This is a genomic window from Streptomyces sp. NPDC002104 (genome assembly GCF_053593795.1).
On sequence record NZ_JBSFDF010000010.1, the window covers coordinates 175,954 to 192,993 of the forward strand.

The window sequence follows — 17,040 nt, forward strand, 5'->3', positions numbered from 1 at the left end:
CCCCAGGGGGTCCGGGGGCGGAGCCCCAGGGGGTCCGGGGGCGGAGCCCCAGGGGGTCCGGGGGCGGAGCCCCAGGGGGTCCGGGGGCGGAGCCCGGTACGCCCTCCCAGCCCGTCCGGCGCTTGAGGACCGGGTCCGGGCAGGGCCCGGGGAACGGGCGAAGGGCGGGCAGGGGACCCGGCCCCGCAGGGCGGCCCGCCCGCACCCGCCCGGAGGGTCGGGCAGACCAGGCCCGCCCGAGCCCCCGCAGGGGCTCAGCGCCCCCGCAACCGCCGCACCAGAATGCTCGCGTCCCCACGGGACTCCAGGTCCGCCAGGACCACCGCGACGGCCTCCCGCACGATCCGCCCGCGGTCGACCGCGAGCCCGTGCTCCCCGCGCAGCACCAGCCGCGCGTGTTCCAGGTCCATGAGCTCCTCCGCGGAGACGTAGACCGTGATCTTCTCGTCGTGCCGCTCGCGCCCGCTGGGCCGCCGGTTCGCGCCCCGGCCCGGCCCCTTCCCCCGGCCGGGGGTGGGGGCGGGGACGGCGTTACCGGAACCTTCCTGCGGACGCCGCTGCGGGCCGATGCCCGGCTCCGTGCCGGCCTCAGCCTCCCGGCTGCGGCCCTCTCCCGCCGTGCCCTCCGCGGCCGAAGCCGCGTGCTCCACGCCCCGCGCCGAGTTCGGCGAGGAGGACGTCAGTGCCATCCCCCCGGTCGTACGGAACAGTTCGTCGGCTCCGGGCAGACTCACTCGGCGGGACACCGGGCGAGCACCTCCCTGGCCAGCTGGCGGTAGGCGGCGGCGCCGACGGAGTTGGACGCGTACGTGGTGATCGGCTCGCCGGCGACCGTGGTCTCCGGGAACCGCACCGTGCGGCCGATGACCGTGTGGTAGACGTGGTCGTCGAAGGCCTCGACGACGCGCGCCAGCACCTCGCGGCTGTGCACCGTACGGGAGTCGTACATCGTGGCGAGGATGCCGTCGAGCTCCAGCTCCGGGTTGAGCCGCTCCTGCACCTTCTCGATGGTCTCGGTCAGCAGGGCCACACCGCGCAGTGCGAAGAACTCGCACTCCAGCGGCACGATGACCTTGTGAGCCGCCGTCAGGGCGTTCACGGTCAGCAGGCCGAGCGAGGGCTGACAGTCGATCACGATGTAGTCGTAGTCGGGCAGCAGGGGCTTCAGGGCCCGCTGCAGCGTCGACTCGCGCGCGACCTCGCTGACCAACTGCACTTCGGCGGCGGACAGGTCGATGTTGCTCGGCAGCAGGTCCATGTTGGGGACCGCCGTCTTCAGCAGCACCTCGTCGGCCGACATGCCCCGCTCCATGAGCAGGTTGTAGACCGTCAGGTCGAGTTCCATCGGGTTGACCCCGAGGCCGACCGACAGCGCGCCCTGCGGGTCGAAGTCGACGAGCAGCACCCGGCGCCCGTACTCCGCGAGCGCCGCACCCAGGTTGATGGTCGACGTGGTCTTGCCCACGCCGCCCTTCTGGTTGCACATCGCGATGATCGTCGCCGGACCGTGGTCGGTCAGCGGACCCGGGATCGGGAAGTACGGCAGCGGCCTTCCGGTCGGGCCGATCCGCTCACGGCGCTGGCGGGCAGCGTCGGGGGCGAGAGTGGCCGCGTACTCGGGGTCGGGCTCGTACTCCGCGTCGGGGTCGTAGAAATGCCCCTCGGGCACCTGTTCGTAGTCGGCGAAACCCACGGGCTTGTCGCCGCTCGGGTCGCCGGCCCTGGAGTTCACGTCTAGGCCGTCCATGCTCTTTTGGGGCGTCGTCATGTGCTGGTGGTTTGCGAAGGTGCGGACCGCTACGGATCCCACGGCTTCGATTCCGGCAGGACCCTGGCCCCGCGCAGGCCCTCCTGCTCGACCACCTCCAGGAGCAAATGTCGACTCATTCACAAGTCGTCTTACCTCCTCGGACGTGACCAGGACACTTATCGATAGGTCAGCGTGGCACCATGCCGACGGTTGGCGACTCTATGGCGTGTCACCACTCAGCGGCAACACAATCCGCCGGACCCGCCGCGATGTGTCGGCAACCGAACACGACTCTGTCAAGGGCGCACGAGCTGTCGCCGGGAAGTTTCGCGGGTGTGCGAAAGGGTTAAAGGGTTACGTTCGAGGCGAGTTGAGCGGCCTCGCGGGCGACCCCGGGTACGCCTCCGGCCGGACCTCGCGAGCAAGGTCCGGCCGGATACGTGAGATTGACGTCAGTCGTTGACGGCTCAGCCGAGCAGCGTGCTCAGCTCGAGGGTCTCGAGACCGTGCGCCTCGGCGACCTCACGGTAAACGACCTGGCCGTCATGGGTGTTGAGGCCCAGGGCGAGCGCGGGGTCGCGACGCAGCGCCTCGGCCCAGCCGAGGTTCGCGAGCTGCACGATGTAGGGCAGCGTGGCGTTGGTCAGCGCGTACGTGGAGGTGTTCGGCACCGCGCCCGGCATGTTGGCGACGCAGTAGAAGACCGAGTTGTGGACCTGGAAGGTCGGCTCGGCGTGGGTGGTCGCGCGGGAGTCCTCGAAGCAGCCGCCCTGGTCGATCGCAATGTCGACAAGGACACTTCCGGGCTTCATCTTGGCGACGAGCTCGTTGGTGACCAGCTTCGGGGCCTTCGCACCCGGGATCAGCACCGCGCCGATGACGAGGTCGGCCTCGATGACGGCCTTCTCCAGCTCGAAGGCGTTGGAGACGATCGTCTTGATCTTCGTGCCGAAGATCTTGTCGGCCTCGCGGAGCTTGTTGATGTCGCGGTCCAGCAGGGTCACGTGGAAGCCCATGCCGACGGCGATCTGCACGGCGTTCCAGCCGGAGACGCCGCCGCCGATGACCACGCACTCGCCGGCGTGGGTGCCGGGGACGCCGCCGGGGAGCACGCCGCGGCCGCCGACCGAACGCATCAGGTGGTAGGCGCCGACCTGCGGGGCCAGGCGGCCCGCGACCTCGGACATCGGGGCGAGCAGCGGGAGGGCGCGGTTCGCCGTCTCGACCGTCTCGTAGGCGATGGCGGTGGTGCCGGACTCCAGCAGGGCGTCCGTGCACTCGCGGGAGGCCGCGAGGTGCAGGTAGGTGAAGAGGGTCTGGTCCTTGCGGAGGCGGTGGTACTCCTCCGCGATGGGCTCCTTGACCTTCAGCAGCAGGTCAGCGGTCGCCCAGACCTCGTCGGCGGTGCCGAGGATCTCGGCGCCGGCGGAGACGTACTCCGCGTCCGTGATCGAGGAGCCCACACCGGCGTTCTGCTCGACGAAGACCTGGTGGCCGTTGCGGACCAGCTCATGCACGCCGGCGGGCGTGATGGCGACCCGGAACTCGTTGTTCTTGACCTCGCGGGGGATGCCGACCTTCATCGTGACTCACGGTCCTTGGCTCAGGGGATGTTTCGGGCTACTTCCATACAAACCCGTCCACAAGAACGCGCAACGGGATGCACCAGAGGATGACCTGGTGAAGCCAGTCTAATGAAGGATGAGCGGCTGTCTAGCCTTGCAAACGAATAATCTCAGTCGGAAACGCTGCGGATTTCGCAGGCTGCGGGGTCATCTCCCAGCAATCTGTCGGCTGCGGACCGGTGCAGCCTGGCCGCCGCCGGGTCCCCGAGCCGGTCCAGCGTGTCCGCCAGCCGCACCTGCAGCGCGGCCTGAAGCCGCAGGTCCCCGGCCTTGCGCGCGAGCTCCACCGCCTCCCGGCAGGTGTGCAGCGATTCCTCGGGCCGCCCCGCGTACTCCTGGATCCGTGCCATCTCGCTCAACGCCTTTGCCTGGCCCGGGACATCGGCGAGCTTCCGGTAGCCGGCCGAGGCGGCCCGCCAGCTGCGCAGCGCGTCCCCGTACCGGCCCGCGTAGGTGTGCACATTTCCCAGCCGTCCGTACAGCCGCGCCTCGTCCGCCCGCTCCCCCCGCGCGAGGGCGTGGGACAGGGCCCGGCCGAACCAGTCGGAGGCCCGGTGCCAGTCCCCCAGCTCCTGGTGCGCACCGCCTACGGATTCCATCGCGCGGCCCGACGCGTACGGGTCGTTCGCCGCCTTTCCCGCGTCCAGCGCGGCCCGGTAGCGGTCCAGCGCCTCCCGGGTCCGGCCCGTCTCGGCGTCCAGATCGGCCAGGTTCAGCAGCGCGGCCGCCTGTTCCCGGTGCAGATCGCGCCGCTCGGCCACGTCCAGCACGAGCTGGTGCAGCCCGTAGAGCTCGGGCGCGGCCCCGGCGGTGCCGCGGTGCTCGGACAGCGCCCGCGCCAGCGCCGCCACGAACCTGCGCGCCAGGGTGTCCAGCTCCCCGTCGGCCACGGCCAGCGAGGCCGCGGCCAGCAGCGCGGGCAGCCGGGTGTTCAGCCAGGTCTCCGCCGCCCGCCGGTCGGCGAAGCGCAGCGCGCGCGGCACCCCGTCGAGCTTCTCCGGCGCCCCGACGACCCCGCCGGGCCCGTCGTGCCCGGCCTCGTCCGGCTCGGCCATGGCCCGGCAGGACTGCAGCAGCCGTACGGTGCGCTCCAGCATCCGGGCCCGCGCGAGCTGGACCTCGGCGGGCCGCTCCTTGGCCTCCAGCAGGGCCTGGAGCAGCGGTGCGAGGCAGCCGGGCAGCAGGTACAGCCCGTCGTGCGCGGGCCGCAGCAGGCCCAGCGCGGCGAAATCCTCCAGCGTCGACTGCGCGGCGGCCACGGAACAGCCGGCCAGCGCGGAGGCGACGTGGGAGTCGACGAGGCCCGCGGGGGCGAGCGGAAGGAGCCGCAGGGTCCGCTGGGCGGGCTGCGGGAGGGATTCGTAGACGAGCCGGAAGGCCTTGGCGACCGGGCCGCCGACACCGGCGGGCATGTCGTGCAGCTGCTTGCCGACGTCCGCCACGGAGGCCTTGGGGCGTGCGGCGAGCCAGCCGCCCGCGAGGGCGAGCGCGGCGGGCTGGCCGCCGCACTCCTCGGCGAGGGCTTCGGCCGCGCGCGGGTCGTTGGCCGCGCGGATGTCGCCGATGCGCTGGACCAGCATGCGGACGGCCGAGGGGGTGTCGAGGCCGCCCAGCGTGCAGGGCCGGACGTCCGGAATCCCGGTCAGGGGGCCCTCCGAGGTGACGACGACCAGGCACTCGGGGGTGTCCGGCAGCAGGGCGTCGACCTGGTGCGGATCGGCGGCGTCGTCGACGAGCAGGACGGTACGGCGGCCGGCCAGGGCCGTGCGCAGGGCGGAGCTGAGATCGTCCTCCCCGGCGCCCGGCGGGGTGGACTGCCCGAGCCCCTCCAGGAGGGTGCGGACGGCACGCTCGGTGGCGACGCTCTCGCCCGTGGGGGCGGTGAGCCTGACCCTGAGCACCCCGTCGGGATAGTCCCCGGCGATCTCGCGCACCAGCGCCTCGGCGAGAGCGGTCCGCCCGGAGCCGGGCCGCCCGGCGACGAGCAGCACCCGGGCCCGCGGGGACTTGGCCTTGCGGCCGGAGAGGGTGTCGAGCCCGGTTCGCGCGATGTCCTCGCGGAGCTCCTTGAGCTCACGCCGCCGCCCGACGAAATCCGTCACGGATCCGCTCCTCTCGCTGCCTTCGGATTGCGAGCGTAGTTCACGCAGAGCGACGGACAGGGTGGAGCGCGGCGGACAAATCGCCCGATCGGATCAGCGGATGGGCTGTTTTATTCAACACGGAGTCCATCCGGCGGAGCCCGGACACGCATGCGGCCGGGGCCGGGGGGCTACGCCTCGTACGGCCGGGCCTGCCAGGGGGCGTCCGCCGGGCGGAGGGAGGTCAGCGCCGGGTCGGTGGACAGGGCCGCCGAGAGGGCCAGGGCTCCCGTGACGAGCCCGGGATTGCCCAGCTCGCCCGCCAGGACGCCCCGTACCAGCTCGGGGAGCGGCACCCACGCCACCTCCATGTCCGCCTCCTCCGACCCCGACTCCGCGTAGCGCTCGCCGTCCGCCTCGCAGACCCCCCGCGCGAGGAAGATCCGCGTGGCTTCGTCGGAGCCGCCGGGGGACGCGTAGAAGTCGGCCAGCACCCGCCAGTCCTCGGCCTTGACGTGCGCCTCCTCCTGCAGCTCGCGCTGGGCCCCGTGCAGCGGGTTCTCCCCGACGATGTCCAGCAGCCCCGCCGGGAGCTCCCAGAGCCGCCGCCGCACCGGGTGCCGGTACTGGCTCAGCACCAGCACCCGCCCCGCGTCGTCCAGGGCCAGCACGCACACCGAGCCGGGGTGCACCTGGTAGTCGCGGCGGGCCACGGACCCGTCCGGCATCCGTACCTCGTCGGAGGCGACCGCCGTCTTCGCGCCCTGGAACGGCCGCTGCGTCGACAGCGTCTCCCAGGATTCCGACCTGTCCTTGATCTCCATGCCCGAAGCCCTCCACAACGCGCGACAGCCGGGGTACGGATCTCCGTACCCCGGCTGCCTACGTTATGCGGTCGGACCGCGTCGGCTACTTCGCCGCCTGCTGCCGCTCCACGGCCGCCTTGACCAGACCCGCGAAGAGCGGGTGCGGGCGCGTGGGGCGCGAGCGCAGCTCCGGGTGGGCCTGGGTGGCCACCAGGTAGGGGTGGACCTCGCGCGGGTACTCCACGTACTCGACGAGCTTGTTGTCGGGGGAAGTGCCCGAGAAGACCAGACCGGCCTTCTTCTCCAGCTCGCCGCGGTAGGCGTTGTTGACCTCGTAGCGGTGCCGGTGGCGCTCGTCCACGTACGCCTGGTCGCCGTAGACCTCGCGCACGATGGAACCCTCGGCGAGCTTCGCCGGGTACATGCCCAGACGCATCGTGCCGCCCAGGTCACCCGCGCCCTCGACGAAGGCCAGCTGCTCCTCCATCGTGGAAATCACCGGGTTGGGGGTCGAGGCATCGAACTCGGTGGAGTTCGCGTCCTCGATGCCCGCCAGGTTCCGCGCCGCCTCGATGACCACGCACTGCAGACCCAGGCAGAGGCCGAGCAGCGGGATCTTGTGCTCGCGGGCGTAGGTGATCGCGCCGACCTTGCCGTTGACACCCCGGTCGCCGAAACCGCCCGGCACGCAGATCGCGTCCACGTCGGACAGCTGCGCGGCCGCGCCGGCCGCCGTCTTGCAGTCGTCGGAGGTGACCCACTTGATCTGCACCCGCGCCCGGTTGGCGAAACCGCCCGCGCGCAGCGCCTCGGTCACCGACAGGTAGGCGTCCGGCAGGTCGATGTACTTGCCGACGAGTGCGACCTTGACCTCGTGGTCCGGGTTGTGGACCCGGTCCAGCAGGTCCTCCCACACCGTCCAGTTGACGTCACGGAACGGCAGGTCCAGCTTGCGCACCACGTACGCGTCCAGGCCCTCGGTGTGCAGGACCTTCGGGATGTCGTAGATCGACTTGGCGTCGATCGCGGCGACCACGGCCTCCTCGTCGACATCGCACATCAGCGAGATCTTGCGCTTGATCGAGGTCGGGACCTCGCGGTCGGCGCGCAGCACGATCGCGTCCGGCTGGATGCCGATGTTGCGCAGCGCCGCCACCGAGTGCTGGGTCGGCTTGGTCTTCAGCTCGCCGGAGGGGCCGATGTAGGGCAGGAGCGAGATGTGCACGACGAAGACGTTGTCGCGGCCCACCTCGTGGCGGACCTGGCGGACCGTCTCCAGGAACGGCAGCGACTCGATGTCGCCGACCGTGCCACCCACCTCGGTGATGACGACGTCGACGTCGTCGGTGGCCATGCGGCGGATGCGGTGCTTGATCTCGTTGGTGATGTGCGGGATGACCTGCACCGTGTCACCGAGGTACTCGCCGCGCCGCTCCTTCGCGATGACCTGCGAATACACCTGGCCGGTCGTGACGTTCGCCGAACCGTCGAGGTCGACGTCCAGGAAACGCTCGTAGTGGCCGATGTCCAGGTCGGTCTCGGCGCCGTCGTTGGTGACGAACACCTCACCGTGCTGGAACGGGTTCATCGTGCCCGGGTCGACGTTCAGATACGGGTCGAGCTTCTGCATCGTGACCCGAAGACCGCGCGCCTTCAGCAGCGCACCCAGGCTGGAGGCCGTCAGGCCCTTGCCGAGGGAGGAAGCGACACCCCCGGTGACGAAGATGTGCTTGGTCGTCATGGATTTGGGCGGCATCGCCAAGAGGGGGCTCCCGTGGTCGCGAAGTGAGGTGCGTCCGGCGCCGGCCACCATCGAACCGGAGGGTCTCAGGGGGCGCCGAAGCTGCGGTTTCGGGGCTCCTGATTTGCACAGGCAGACCACCGGTCCACGGGATACCAGCCTATCAGCGCCCGGGCCGGTCCGCCTCCGGCCACGCGGCGGGGGCCGCCCGAGGGGTCTGCGAGCGCTGTCCGAGGGCTGTCCGAGAATTTTTCGAGGGGCGGCCCCGACGATGTCCGCGGGGTCCGTCACCGCCGCACGGCCTCCGATCACCCGTTCGGCCGAACCCCATTGTTCCCAAGCTGACGGGGATCACTAGGGTGCCGTCTTGTCCTGCTCGGATCTCGATCACATCACCGCCGAGCGGCCCCGCGAACGGCGTAACCCGTCCGGTTCCGGAATCATGGGCTGGACGCGGACATCCACATCACCGGAGAATCCGCGGCATCGCGCAATGCAAGCGCCCTTCGGGGCGGACGTGGCTGTTCGACTGGAGATGCAACGTGTCCGGGCGCATCGAGGATTACGCACTGATCGGCGACATGCAGACCGCGGCATTGGTCTGCCGGGACGGGGCGGTGGACTGGCTGTGCCTGCCACGCTTCGATTCCCATGCCGTCTTCGCGAGCATTCTCGGCACCGAGGAACACGGGTTCTGGCGGATCGGCCCGGCGTTCCCGGCCGGTACCGAGGCCCCGCGTGCCACCCGGCGCCGCTACCGCGGTGACTCGCTGGTCCTGGAGTCGGAGTGGGACACCCCGCGCGGCACGGTCCGTGTGATCGACTTCATGCCGCCCCGCGAGGACCACGCACCGCAGCTCATCCGCATCGTGGAGGGCATCAGCGGGCGCGTCCCCATGCGCTCCGCCCTGCGCATGCGTTTCAGCTACGGCCGGGTCGTGCCCTGGGTGCACCGGGTCGACGACCGGACCGTGGCCGTGGCGGGCCCCGACTCGGTCTGGCTGGACACCGAGGCGCAGACGTACGGCAAGGACCTGACGACGTACTCCGACTTCACCGTCGGGCCCGGCGACCGGATGGCCTTCTGCATCAGCTGGCAGCCCTCGCACAAGGAGCCGCCGCAGCCGCCGGAGGCGGAGGAGGCCCTGGAGGCCACCACCGAGTTCTGGCGGGACTGGGTCGAGCAGTGCACGTACCACGGCCCCTACCGGGAGGCGGTGATCCGTTCCCTGATCACCCTCAAGGCCCTCACGTACGCCCCCACGGGCGGGATCGTCGCGGCGCCCACCACCTCTCTCCCGGAGGAGATCGGCGGCAGCCGCAACTGGGACTACCGCTACACCTGGCTGCGCGACGCCGCCATCACCCTGTCCTCGCTGCTGCGCACCGGCTACCGCGAGGAGGCCTCCGCCTGGCGGGACTGGCTGCTGCGCGCGGTGGCCGGCGACCCGGAGAACCTGCAGATCATGTACGGGATCGCCGGTGAGCGCGAGCTCGGCGAGACCGAGCTCGACTGGCTGCCGGGCTACGAGAACTCCGGCCCGGTCCGGGTCGGCAACGGCGCCGCCGGGCAGCTCCAGCTCGACGTGTACGGCGAGGTCACCGAGGCCCTGCACCTGGGCCACATGACGGGCCTGGCCCGCAACGACTACGCCTCCCTGCTCCAGCTCAAGCTGATCCGCTATCTGGAGAGCAACTGGGACCAGCCCGACGAGGGCATCTGGGAGGTGCGCGGTCCGCGCCGGCACTTCGTGCACTCGAAGGTGATGGCGTGGGTGGCCGTGGACCGCACGATCAAGCTGATCGAGAGCGGTGACGCGGACGGGCCGCTGGAGCGCTGGCGGGAGCTGCGCGACGAGATCCACCAGGACGTGTGCGAGAAGGGCTACGACAAGGAACGCAACACGTTCACGCAGTCCTACGGGTCGAGGGAGCTGGACGCCTCGCTCCTGCTGATCCCGCAGATGGGCTTCCTGCCGCCGGACGACAAGCGGGTGATCGGCACGATCGAGGCGATCCAGCGCGAGCTGTCGACCCCCGACGGCTTCATCCTGCGCTACCCCACGGCGGGCGAGGAGGCCGGTGTGGACGGCCTGGAGGGCGACGAGGGGGCCTTCCTCGCGTGCTCGTTCTGGATGGCAGACGACCTGGCGATGATCGGCCGCGTCGACGAGGCACGCCGGCTCTTCGAGAAGCTGCTCTCGCTCCGCAACGACCTGGGCCTGCTGGCCGAGGAATGGGACCCGCGGCTGCAGCGCCAGGTCGGCAACTTCCCCCAGGCCTTCAGCCACGTCCCCCTGATCGACACGGCCCTGCGGCTGACGGCGAGCGGGGCGTACGGGGGCTGACTAACCTGGAAGGGTCGTAGGCCCTTACGCATCTCCCGGAAGGGGGCAGCCATGGCTCCCCTCTCGAAGGCGGGCACGGCACTCGCCGAGCTCCGCGAGGACTTGTCCGGCACCGTCCTGGCGCCGGAGGATCCGGGGTACGACGAGGCCCGCGCCGTCCACAACGGGATGATCGACCGCCGGCCGGCCGTCATCGCGCAGTGCGAGAGCCCGGTGGACGTGGTGACCGCCGTGCGTTTCGCACGGCGGCTCGACCTGCCGGTGGCGGTGCGCGGCGGCGGCCACAGCGTGGCCGGGATGTCCCTGAACGACGGCGGCGTGGTCGTGGACCTGCGCCGGATGCGGGAGGTGACGGTCCATCCGGGTGCCGCGGCCGTCCGCGTCGGGGGCGGCGCCACGATGAGCCATCTGGACCGGGCCTGCGAGCCGTACGGCCTGGCCACCACCGGCGGCCGGGTCTCCACCACCGGGGTCGGCGGTTTCGTGCTGGGCGGCGGCACCGGGTGGCTGGACCGGAAGTTCGGCCTGGCGGTGGACAACCTGCTCGCCGTGGACCTGGTCACGGCCGACGGTCAGATGCTGACGGCGACCGCGGAGGACCATCCCGAGCTGTTCTGGGGGCTGCACGGCGGCGGCGGGAACTTCGGCGTCGCGACCTCCCTGACCCTGCGGCTGCACGAACTGCCGGTCATGTCCATGGCGTTCCTGCTGTACCTGCCGGAGCGCGGGCCCGAGATGGTCCGTACGTACCGGGACGTCATGGAGGACGGGCCGCGCGAGGCCGGCGGCGGCGCCCTCTACCTGACCGGCCCGCCCGAGGAGTTCGTCCCGCCGCACCTGGTCGGCACGCTGCTGGCGGGCGCGCTGGTCACCTACGCGGGACCCGAGGAGGAGCTGCGGCGGCTCGCCGCGCCGCTGCTGGCGATCCCGCACGAGGTGGAGATGGTGACCGCCCTCCCCTACGCGGACCTCCAGTGCATGCTCGACGACCCGCCGGGCCTGCGGAACCACTGGTCGGCGGAGTACCTCACCGGCGTGCCCGACGCGTTCGTCGACGTGTTCTGCGCCCGCGCGGACTCCATGCCGGTGCCGAGCGGCACCCAGCACGTGGTGTGGCCCCAGGGCGGCGCGATCGCCGAGGGTCCCGCCGACTACCCGGTGTCCTTCCGCGACGCGCCCTGGGCGGTGCACCCGTTCGGCGCCTGGGAGGATCCCGCCGACGACGACCGCTGCCGCCAGTGGGTCAGGGACGTCCGCGCCGACGTCCGGCCGTGGAGCACCGGCGCGGTCTACCTCAACTTCACCGGGGACGAGGGCGGTGACCGGGTGGCGGCCGGCCTGGGGCCCGAGAACATGCGGCGGCTGGGCCGGCTGAAGCGGGAGTACGATCCCGACAACGTCTTCCGCTTCAACCACAACATCCGGCCCGCCTGAGGCCCGGTCCCCGCGGGGGGCTACGTGAGGGCGGTGATCACCTCCTTCGCCGCCCGCTCCCCCTCGGTCGCGCCGCCTTCCATGAAGCCCTGGAAGTCGTAGCTGCAGTGCTCCCCGCCGATGTGGATCCGGCCCTGCGCGGTGCCCTCGTACTTGGCGTACCTGTGCAGGTAGCCGGTCGGCCAGTACGAGTACGCGCCGAGCGAGTACGGGTTGCGGTGCCAGGCCGACAGCTGCGCCCTGCCGGTCCAGGCCGCCTTGGTGCCGGGGAAGAAGGCGTCGATCCCGGTGAGCATCCGGCCCGCGAGGGTGCGCACGTAGGGGTCGGAGTCGGTGGCGAAGGGGGTCGCCGGGGTGAGGGCCCCGGCCAGGGAGCCGCCGCCGTACTGGAGCAGGATGCCGCCGTTGCCCGGCTGGACCTTGGTGGTGTCCCAGGTCTGCTGGACCTCGCCGTCGGTGAAGCAGTCGCCGGCGGAGACCCCCGGCCAGGGGCCGGTGCCGCGCCAGGGGCGGCTGGTGAACTGCATGTTGAGCTTGGTGCAGTAGCCCATGCGGGCGTCGCGCAGGAGGTTCTTCATCAGCGGGTCGAAGCCGGCGCCCGTGATGTCGATGCGCTGGAGGACGGGCAGCGGCAGGCACAGGACGGTGTGGTCGGCGACGACGGTGCGGGTGGCGCCCGCGTCGTTGAAGGTGAGCGTCTGGGTGCCGTCGGCCGAGACGCGTACGGCAACCAGCTCGCGGCCCATCACGGTCGAACCGGCGGGCAGGGCCTGGGCGATGGCGTTCGGCAGCTGGTCGTTGCCGCCGGTGATGTGGTAGCGCTCGTTGGACAGGCCCCAGACGTTGAAGTGGCCCGGGTTGGGCTGGTAGCCCATCAGCAGGACCAGCGCGAGCGCGGACTGCTGCTGGGTGTCGGCCCCGTACTCGACGTTGTACGCCACGTCGATGAAGCGGCCGAGCTGCGAGCCGTGCCCGCCGGGGATCCGCGTCTCGATCCACTGGTACAGGGTCATGTCGTCGAGGGCCGTGCCGGCGGGGGTCGAGGAGTTCCAGGAGACCTCGCCCGCGTCCTGGAGGTCCCGGCGCAGCGCCTGGTAGACGGCCTTGAAGTCCTCGTCGGCCTGCGTGCGCGGGTAGTAGGTCCCGTTGAACCAGAGCACCTCCTCCGCCCCGTTGGGCCCGCCGCCGAGGAAGTCCTCGGTGGGGAGGCCGAAGCGGCGGCACAGCTCCAGGATCTTCTTGTGGCTGGTGTCGATCAGCTCACCGCCGATCTCGGAGGTCTGCCCGTAGGCCCACAGGGAGCGCTGGGTCCACATCCGGCCGCCGACGCGGCTAGGGTTGGCCTCGTAGAGGGTGAAGGGGACGCCCGCGTCCTTGAGGGTGAGTGCGGCGGTCAGCCCCGAGATGCCGGCGCCCACGACGGCGACGCGGGCCGGCGCCACGGGCTTCTTGTCGGCGGCGGCCTCCACCGCGCGGGCGGCCGCCGGGGCGAGCGCCGCGCCGGCCACGGCGGTGCCGAGGCCGAGGGCGGCGGCGCGTCCCAGGAGCTGTCGGCGGGTGGAGCCGCGCACCTCGGCGACGGGCAGGCGGAGCTGCCGGGCGGCGGCGTGTTCGGCGGCGAGCCGGCGGAGCGCGTGCATGAGGGGGGTACGGGCCATGGCGGTGGCTCCTTCTCAGACGTTCGCGGCGGAGTGGGCGGACTCATCGGTGGGCCCGGCGGCGGGTCCGGAGGCGTGCTCGTCGGTGCGCTCGGCGGCGTCCTCCAGGACGACGCGGCCGATGATCTCGTAGCGCGCGGGGGCCTTGAACTTCAGCCACAGGCCCAGCCCCAGCCCGCCGAAGAAGACGGCCCCGACGATCCACGGGATCAGCGTGAAGAAGAACGAGTCGGCGGCCAGCCCGGCCGCCGTCCTCATGTTCACCAGCAGCAGGACCACCACGGCGGCCATGGCGACGCCGCCGATCAGCGGGGCCGTGAAGGTGCGGAACCAGTGCCGGTCCTCGGGGTGGTTCTTGCGGAAGTAGCCGATCACCGCGAAGGAGCACAGGGTCTGGACGATGAGGATCGCCATGGTGCCGAGGATCGCGAGCAGGGTGTACAGGTGGATGTACGGGTCCTGCCCGGTCAGCCAGAACAGCGCGACCAGGCCGGTGGCGATGGCCGTCTGCACCATGGAGGAGATGTACGGGGAGCCGTGCTTGGCGTGCGTACGGCCCAGGCCCGGGTGCAGGAAGCCCTCGCGGCCGATGGCGTAGAGGTAGCGGGCGGCGCACTGGTGGAAGGCCATGCCGCAGGCGAAGGAGCCGGTGAGCAGCAGCCACTGGAAGGCGTCCACGGCCCAGGCGCCGATGAAGGTCTGGGTCGGGGCGAAGAACAGGTCGAGCGGGCTCGCGGAGGCGGAGAGCTCCACGGACTTGGTGAGGCCGTTGCCCGCGATGGTCATCCACGAGACGTAGATGTAGAAGAGGCCGACGCCGACGACGGAGATCAGGGTGGCCTTGGGGATGACCTTCTTCGGGTTCCGGGACTCCTCCCCGTACATCGCGGTGGACTCGAAGCCGACCCAGGACCAGAAGGCGAAGAAGAGGCCCAGCCCGGCGGAGGCACCGGTGAAGGCGTTCTTGGGGTTGAGGGGTTCGACGGGGATGCCGTCCGGGCCGCCGCCCGCGATGAGCACGGCGGTGGCGACGGCGAAGAGGACGGCGATCTCGGCGACGAGCATCACGCCCAGCGCACGGGCGGTGAGGTTGATGTCGAAGTGCGCGAGGACGGCGGTGATCGCGATCATCCCGGCCGCGTAGACGATCCAGGGCAGGTCCACGCCGAGCTGGTCGTGGACGGTGGTCTTGGTGAAGTAGGAGAAGACGCCGACGATCGAGGCCTCGAAGACGATGTAGGCGAGGACCGCGAGCATCCCGGAGGCCATGCCGGCGATCCGGCCGAGGCCGTGCGAGATGTACCCGTAGAAGGCTCCCGCGGCGGTGATCCGCTTGGCCATGGCGACGTAGCCGACGGCGAAGACCGTCAGGACGGCGGTCGCGAAGAGGTAGCCGGCCGGGGCGCCGATGCCGTTGCCGAAGCCGACGGCGATGGGCAGGTTGCCGGTCATCGCGGTGATGGGAGCGGCGGTGGCGACGGCCATGAAGACGACTCCGACCAGGCCCACCGAATTGGCTTTCAGCCGCTGGACCTGGGGTGCGCCGCCGCCCGTGCTGCTGTCCGTGCTCATGGCTCCTCGTTCCTGTCGTGAGGGCGCTCACTCTCGCCCCGCGTGACGTACGCCACAATCGGCATGCGGTCCGATAATCTCCTTACGGGCGCGACGAGTTGTCGGGCCGGACGGGGGTAGATCCGACCCCGTAACCGCTCGGTGATGTGCACGGAACAAGAGCCCCGGTAGCGTCCGGCATATGGACAATCAGGGCGGGATCACGGTTCAGCGGGCACTTGAGCTGCCGGGGCTGCGCAGCGGACTTCCCGAGGTCGTGGCCTGCGCCGACCGGCTCGGCCGGACCGTGCGCTGGGTGCACGCGGGCGAGGTCCCCAACATCGCCTCCCTGCTCAAGGGCGGCGAGCTGCTCCTGACCACCGGCCTCGGCCTCGGCACCCGGCCCGCCGAGCAGCGCGCCTTCGTACGCCGCCTCGCGGACCGCGGCATCGCCGCACTGGTCGTCGAGCTGGGCCCCCGCTTCACCCGTCTTCCGGCCACCCTGGTGGAAACGGCCCGCGCGGTCGGCCTCCCCCTCGTCCAGCTGCACCGGGAGGTCCCCTTCGTCACCGTCACGGAGGAGGTCCACACCGAGATCGTCAACGGGCACTACGCACTGCTCCAGCGGGCCGAGGAGGTCCACCGGCGCTGTACGGAAGCCCTGCTCGACGGCGGTGGAATCCCCCAAGTCCTGCACATCCTGGCCGACTTCACCGCGAACCCGGTCTTCCTGGAAACCCCCGACGGCCAGCTGCTGTACGCGGCGGGCCCGGTCGCCGGCGAGGCCGCCGCCGACCCGCTCCAGGTCTGGGAGGGCCTACGGGGCCAGCGCGATCCGGAGCCGTCCGGCAACGCCGTGGTGGTCGACGTCCCGGGCGGCGGCCGCGGCACCGGCTCCGTACGGGCCCGGCTGGTCCTCCTGGGGGTGTCCGCGCCCCTGCTCCCCGTGCACAAGATGGCTGCGGAGCGGACCGCCGGCGTCCTGGCCGTCGTCCTGATGCAGGCCCGGCAGGAGGACGAGCTGGCGGCGCGCGGCCGCGGCGATTTCCTCACGGACCTCGCCGAGGGGCGGATCTCGGCGGAGGACGCCCCCGCGCAGGCCCGCGTCCTGGGCTTCAAACCGGGCTCCGGCCCGCTCCTGCCCATCGTCATGCGGCTCTCCTCCGACCTGGCCCCTTCCGGCAACTGGGCGGTCCTGGCCCGGGCCGTCCTGGAGGAACTCGCCTCCGTCGGCGTCCCGGTCCTCCTCGGCGTCCGCCCGGTGGAAGGCCGCGTCCCCCTCCTGGTCTCCCTGCGCTCCGACGCCGAACGCACGACCGTCTCCGACCGCGTCGCGGCGGCCCTGCGGGCCGGCGTGGAGCGGGCCGGCCTGGACCGTGCGGGGGCGGCGCCGGCGGTGGTCGTCGGCGTCTGCGGCGGCTGGGCGACGGTCTCGGCGGGCCTGCGGCACGCCGCCGAAACCGCCACGGCCGCGCACGGCCTCCCCGCCCGGCCCTGGTACGACGCCCGCCGCCTGGACATCGACCTGCTGCTGTGGCGGCTGCGCGAACACCCCGACCTGGCGGCCTTCGTGGACCGCGCGATCGGCGCCCTGCGCGTCCACGACACGGTCTCCCGGCCGCCGCTCCTGCCCACCCTGGAGACGTACCTGGCCCACGCGGGCCGCAAGGCGGAGACCGCGCGCGAGCTCCACCTGAACCGCCAGACGCTGTACAACCGCCTGGCCCGCATCTCGGAGCTCCTGGGCGCGGACCTCGACGACCCGGAAACGGTCCTCTCCCTGAGCCTGGCCCTCAGAGCCCGCCGCCACGCGATTCCTTCTTGACGCGGCCGGTCGGGGCTGCCGCCACCGCCGTCCCGGCGCGAGCCCGGTGGGCGGCCGCAGACGGCCGGCCCTGCGGGGCGAAGTCCCCTACCCACCCTTCCACCGTTCCCCGGGCCGGCCCGGACCCGCGCCTCAAACGCCGGCGAGGCTGAAGGGGGGCACCGGGCTGCGCCCGGACCCCCTGGGGCTCCGCCCCAGACCCCGCGCCTCAAACGCCGGCG

At 71.8% G+C, this 17,040-nt stretch carries 11 protein-coding genes; 3 read left to right on the forward strand and 8 right to left on the reverse strand.

The window, feature by feature from the left end:
* Positions 1 to 254: 254 nt before the first annotated feature.
* The 6 genes from ACWCP2_RS12295 to ACWCP2_RS12320 form a co-directional block, all read right to left on the reverse strand.
* Positions 255 to 746 carry a hypothetical protein gene (locus ACWCP2_RS12295; RefSeq protein WP_450908501.1) on the reverse strand — a complete coding sequence of 164 codons (492 nt, stop codon included), beginning with the start codon at positions 744 to 746 and terminating at the stop codon, positions 255 to 257.
* Positions 731 to 1,768: a ParA family protein gene (locus ACWCP2_RS12300; RefSeq protein ID WP_243340996.1), complete on the reverse strand. Its 1,038-nt coding sequence runs from the start codon at positions 1,766 to 1,768 to the stop codon at positions 731 to 733. Before ACWCP2_RS12300 ends, ACWCP2_RS12295 begins: the two co-directional genes overlap by 16 nt.
* 449 nt (positions 1,769 to 2,217) lie before the next feature.
* Positions 2,218 to 3,333 (reverse strand): alanine dehydrogenase, encoded by a 1,116-nt coding sequence (gene ald / locus ACWCP2_RS12305; RefSeq protein WP_450908502.1) that lies wholly within the window; start codon positions 3,331 to 3,333, stop codon positions 2,218 to 2,220.
* 152 nt (positions 3,334 to 3,485) lie between these two features.
* Complete coding sequence (locus ACWCP2_RS12310; protein WP_450908503.1) at positions 3,486 to 5,477, reverse strand: NB-ARC domain-containing protein; 1,992 nt, start codon at positions 5,475 to 5,477, stop codon at positions 3,486 to 3,488.
* Between the two features lie 170 nt (positions 5,478 to 5,647).
* The gene (locus ACWCP2_RS12315) at positions 5,648 to 6,280 is read right to left on the reverse strand and encodes an NUDIX domain-containing protein (RefSeq protein WP_450908504.1); all 633 of its coding nucleotides are present in this window, start codon (positions 6,278 to 6,280) and stop codon (positions 5,648 to 5,650) included.
* An 85-nt stretch (positions 6,281 to 6,365) separates the two neighbouring features.
* Positions 6,366 to 8,018 (reverse strand): CTP synthase, encoded by a 1,653-nt coding sequence (locus tag ACWCP2_RS12320; protein ID WP_450908505.1) that lies wholly within the window; start codon positions 8,016 to 8,018, stop codon positions 6,366 to 6,368.
* Positions 8,019 to 8,545: 527 nt separating this feature from the next.
* Here ACWCP2_RS12320 and ACWCP2_RS12325 point away from each other — a divergent pair.
* Together ACWCP2_RS12325 and ACWCP2_RS12330 are read left to right on the forward strand one after the other, a co-directional pair.
* The gene (locus tag ACWCP2_RS12325; RefSeq protein ID WP_450908506.1) at positions 8,546 to 10,351 is read left to right on the forward strand and encodes a glycoside hydrolase family 15 protein; all 1,806 of its coding nucleotides are present in this window, start codon (positions 8,546 to 8,548) and stop codon (positions 10,349 to 10,351) included.
* Between the two features lie 51 nt (positions 10,352 to 10,402).
* Positions 10,403 to 11,785, forward strand: coding sequence for an FAD-binding protein (locus tag ACWCP2_RS12330; RefSeq protein ID WP_450908507.1), 1,383 nt, complete (start codon positions 10,403 to 10,405; stop codon positions 11,783 to 11,785).
* Between the two features lie 20 nt (positions 11,786 to 11,805).
* Here the strand turns inward: ACWCP2_RS12330 and ACWCP2_RS12335 are convergent, their stop codons facing one another.
* Positions 11,806 to 13,443 carry a flavin monoamine oxidase family protein gene (locus tag ACWCP2_RS12335; protein ID WP_450908508.1) on the reverse strand — a complete coding sequence of 546 codons (1,638 nt, stop codon included), beginning with the start codon at positions 13,441 to 13,443 and terminating at the stop codon, positions 11,806 to 11,808.
* Positions 13,444 to 13,458: 15 nt separating this feature from the next.
* Positions 13,459 to 15,015, reverse strand: coding sequence for an APC family permease (locus ACWCP2_RS12340; protein ID WP_450908509.1), 1,557 nt, complete (start codon positions 15,013 to 15,015; stop codon positions 13,459 to 13,461).
* Positions 15,016 to 15,196: 181 nt separating this feature from the next.
* On the opposite strand from ACWCP2_RS12340, the gene ACWCP2_RS12345 reads away from it, so the two are divergent.
* On the forward strand, positions 15,197 to 16,819 hold the full coding sequence (locus tag ACWCP2_RS12345) for a PucR family transcriptional regulator (RefSeq protein ID WP_450908510.1): 1,623 nt from the start codon (positions 15,197 to 15,199) through the stop codon (positions 16,817 to 16,819).
* Positions 16,820 to 17,040 lie beyond the last annotated feature (221 nt).

Excerpts from the sequence above, each read along its gene's own strand:
- ACWCP2_RS12300 (WP_243340996.1), bottom strand. The coding sequence starts at position 1,768 with ATGACGACGCCCCAAAAGAGCATGGACGGCCTAGACGTGAACTCCAGG.
- ald (WP_450908502.1), bottom strand. The coding sequence starts at position 3,333 with ATGAAGGTCGGCATCCCCCGCGAGGTCAAGAACAACGAGTTCCGGGTC.
- ACWCP2_RS12315 (WP_450908504.1), bottom strand. The coding sequence starts at position 6,280 with ATGGAGATCAAGGACAGGTCGGAATCCTGGGAGACGCTGTCGACGCAG.
- ACWCP2_RS12320 (WP_450908505.1), bottom strand. The coding sequence starts at position 8,018 with ATGCCGCCCAAATCCATGACGACCAAGCACATCTTCGTCACCGGGGGT.
- ACWCP2_RS12330 (WP_450908507.1), top strand. The coding sequence starts at position 10,403 with ATGGCTCCCCTCTCGAAGGCGGGCACGGCACTCGCCGAGCTCCGCGAG.
- ACWCP2_RS12335 (WP_450908508.1), bottom strand. The coding sequence starts at position 13,443 with ATGGCCCGTACCCCCCTCATGCACGCGCTCCGCCGGCTCGCCGCCGAA.
- ACWCP2_RS12340 (WP_450908509.1), bottom strand. The coding sequence starts at position 15,015 with ATGAGCACGGACAGCAGCACGGGCGGCGGCGCACCCCAGGTCCAGCGG.
- ACWCP2_RS12345 (WP_450908510.1), top strand. The coding sequence starts at position 15,197 with ATGGACAATCAGGGCGGGATCACGGTTCAGCGGGCACTTGAGCTGCCG.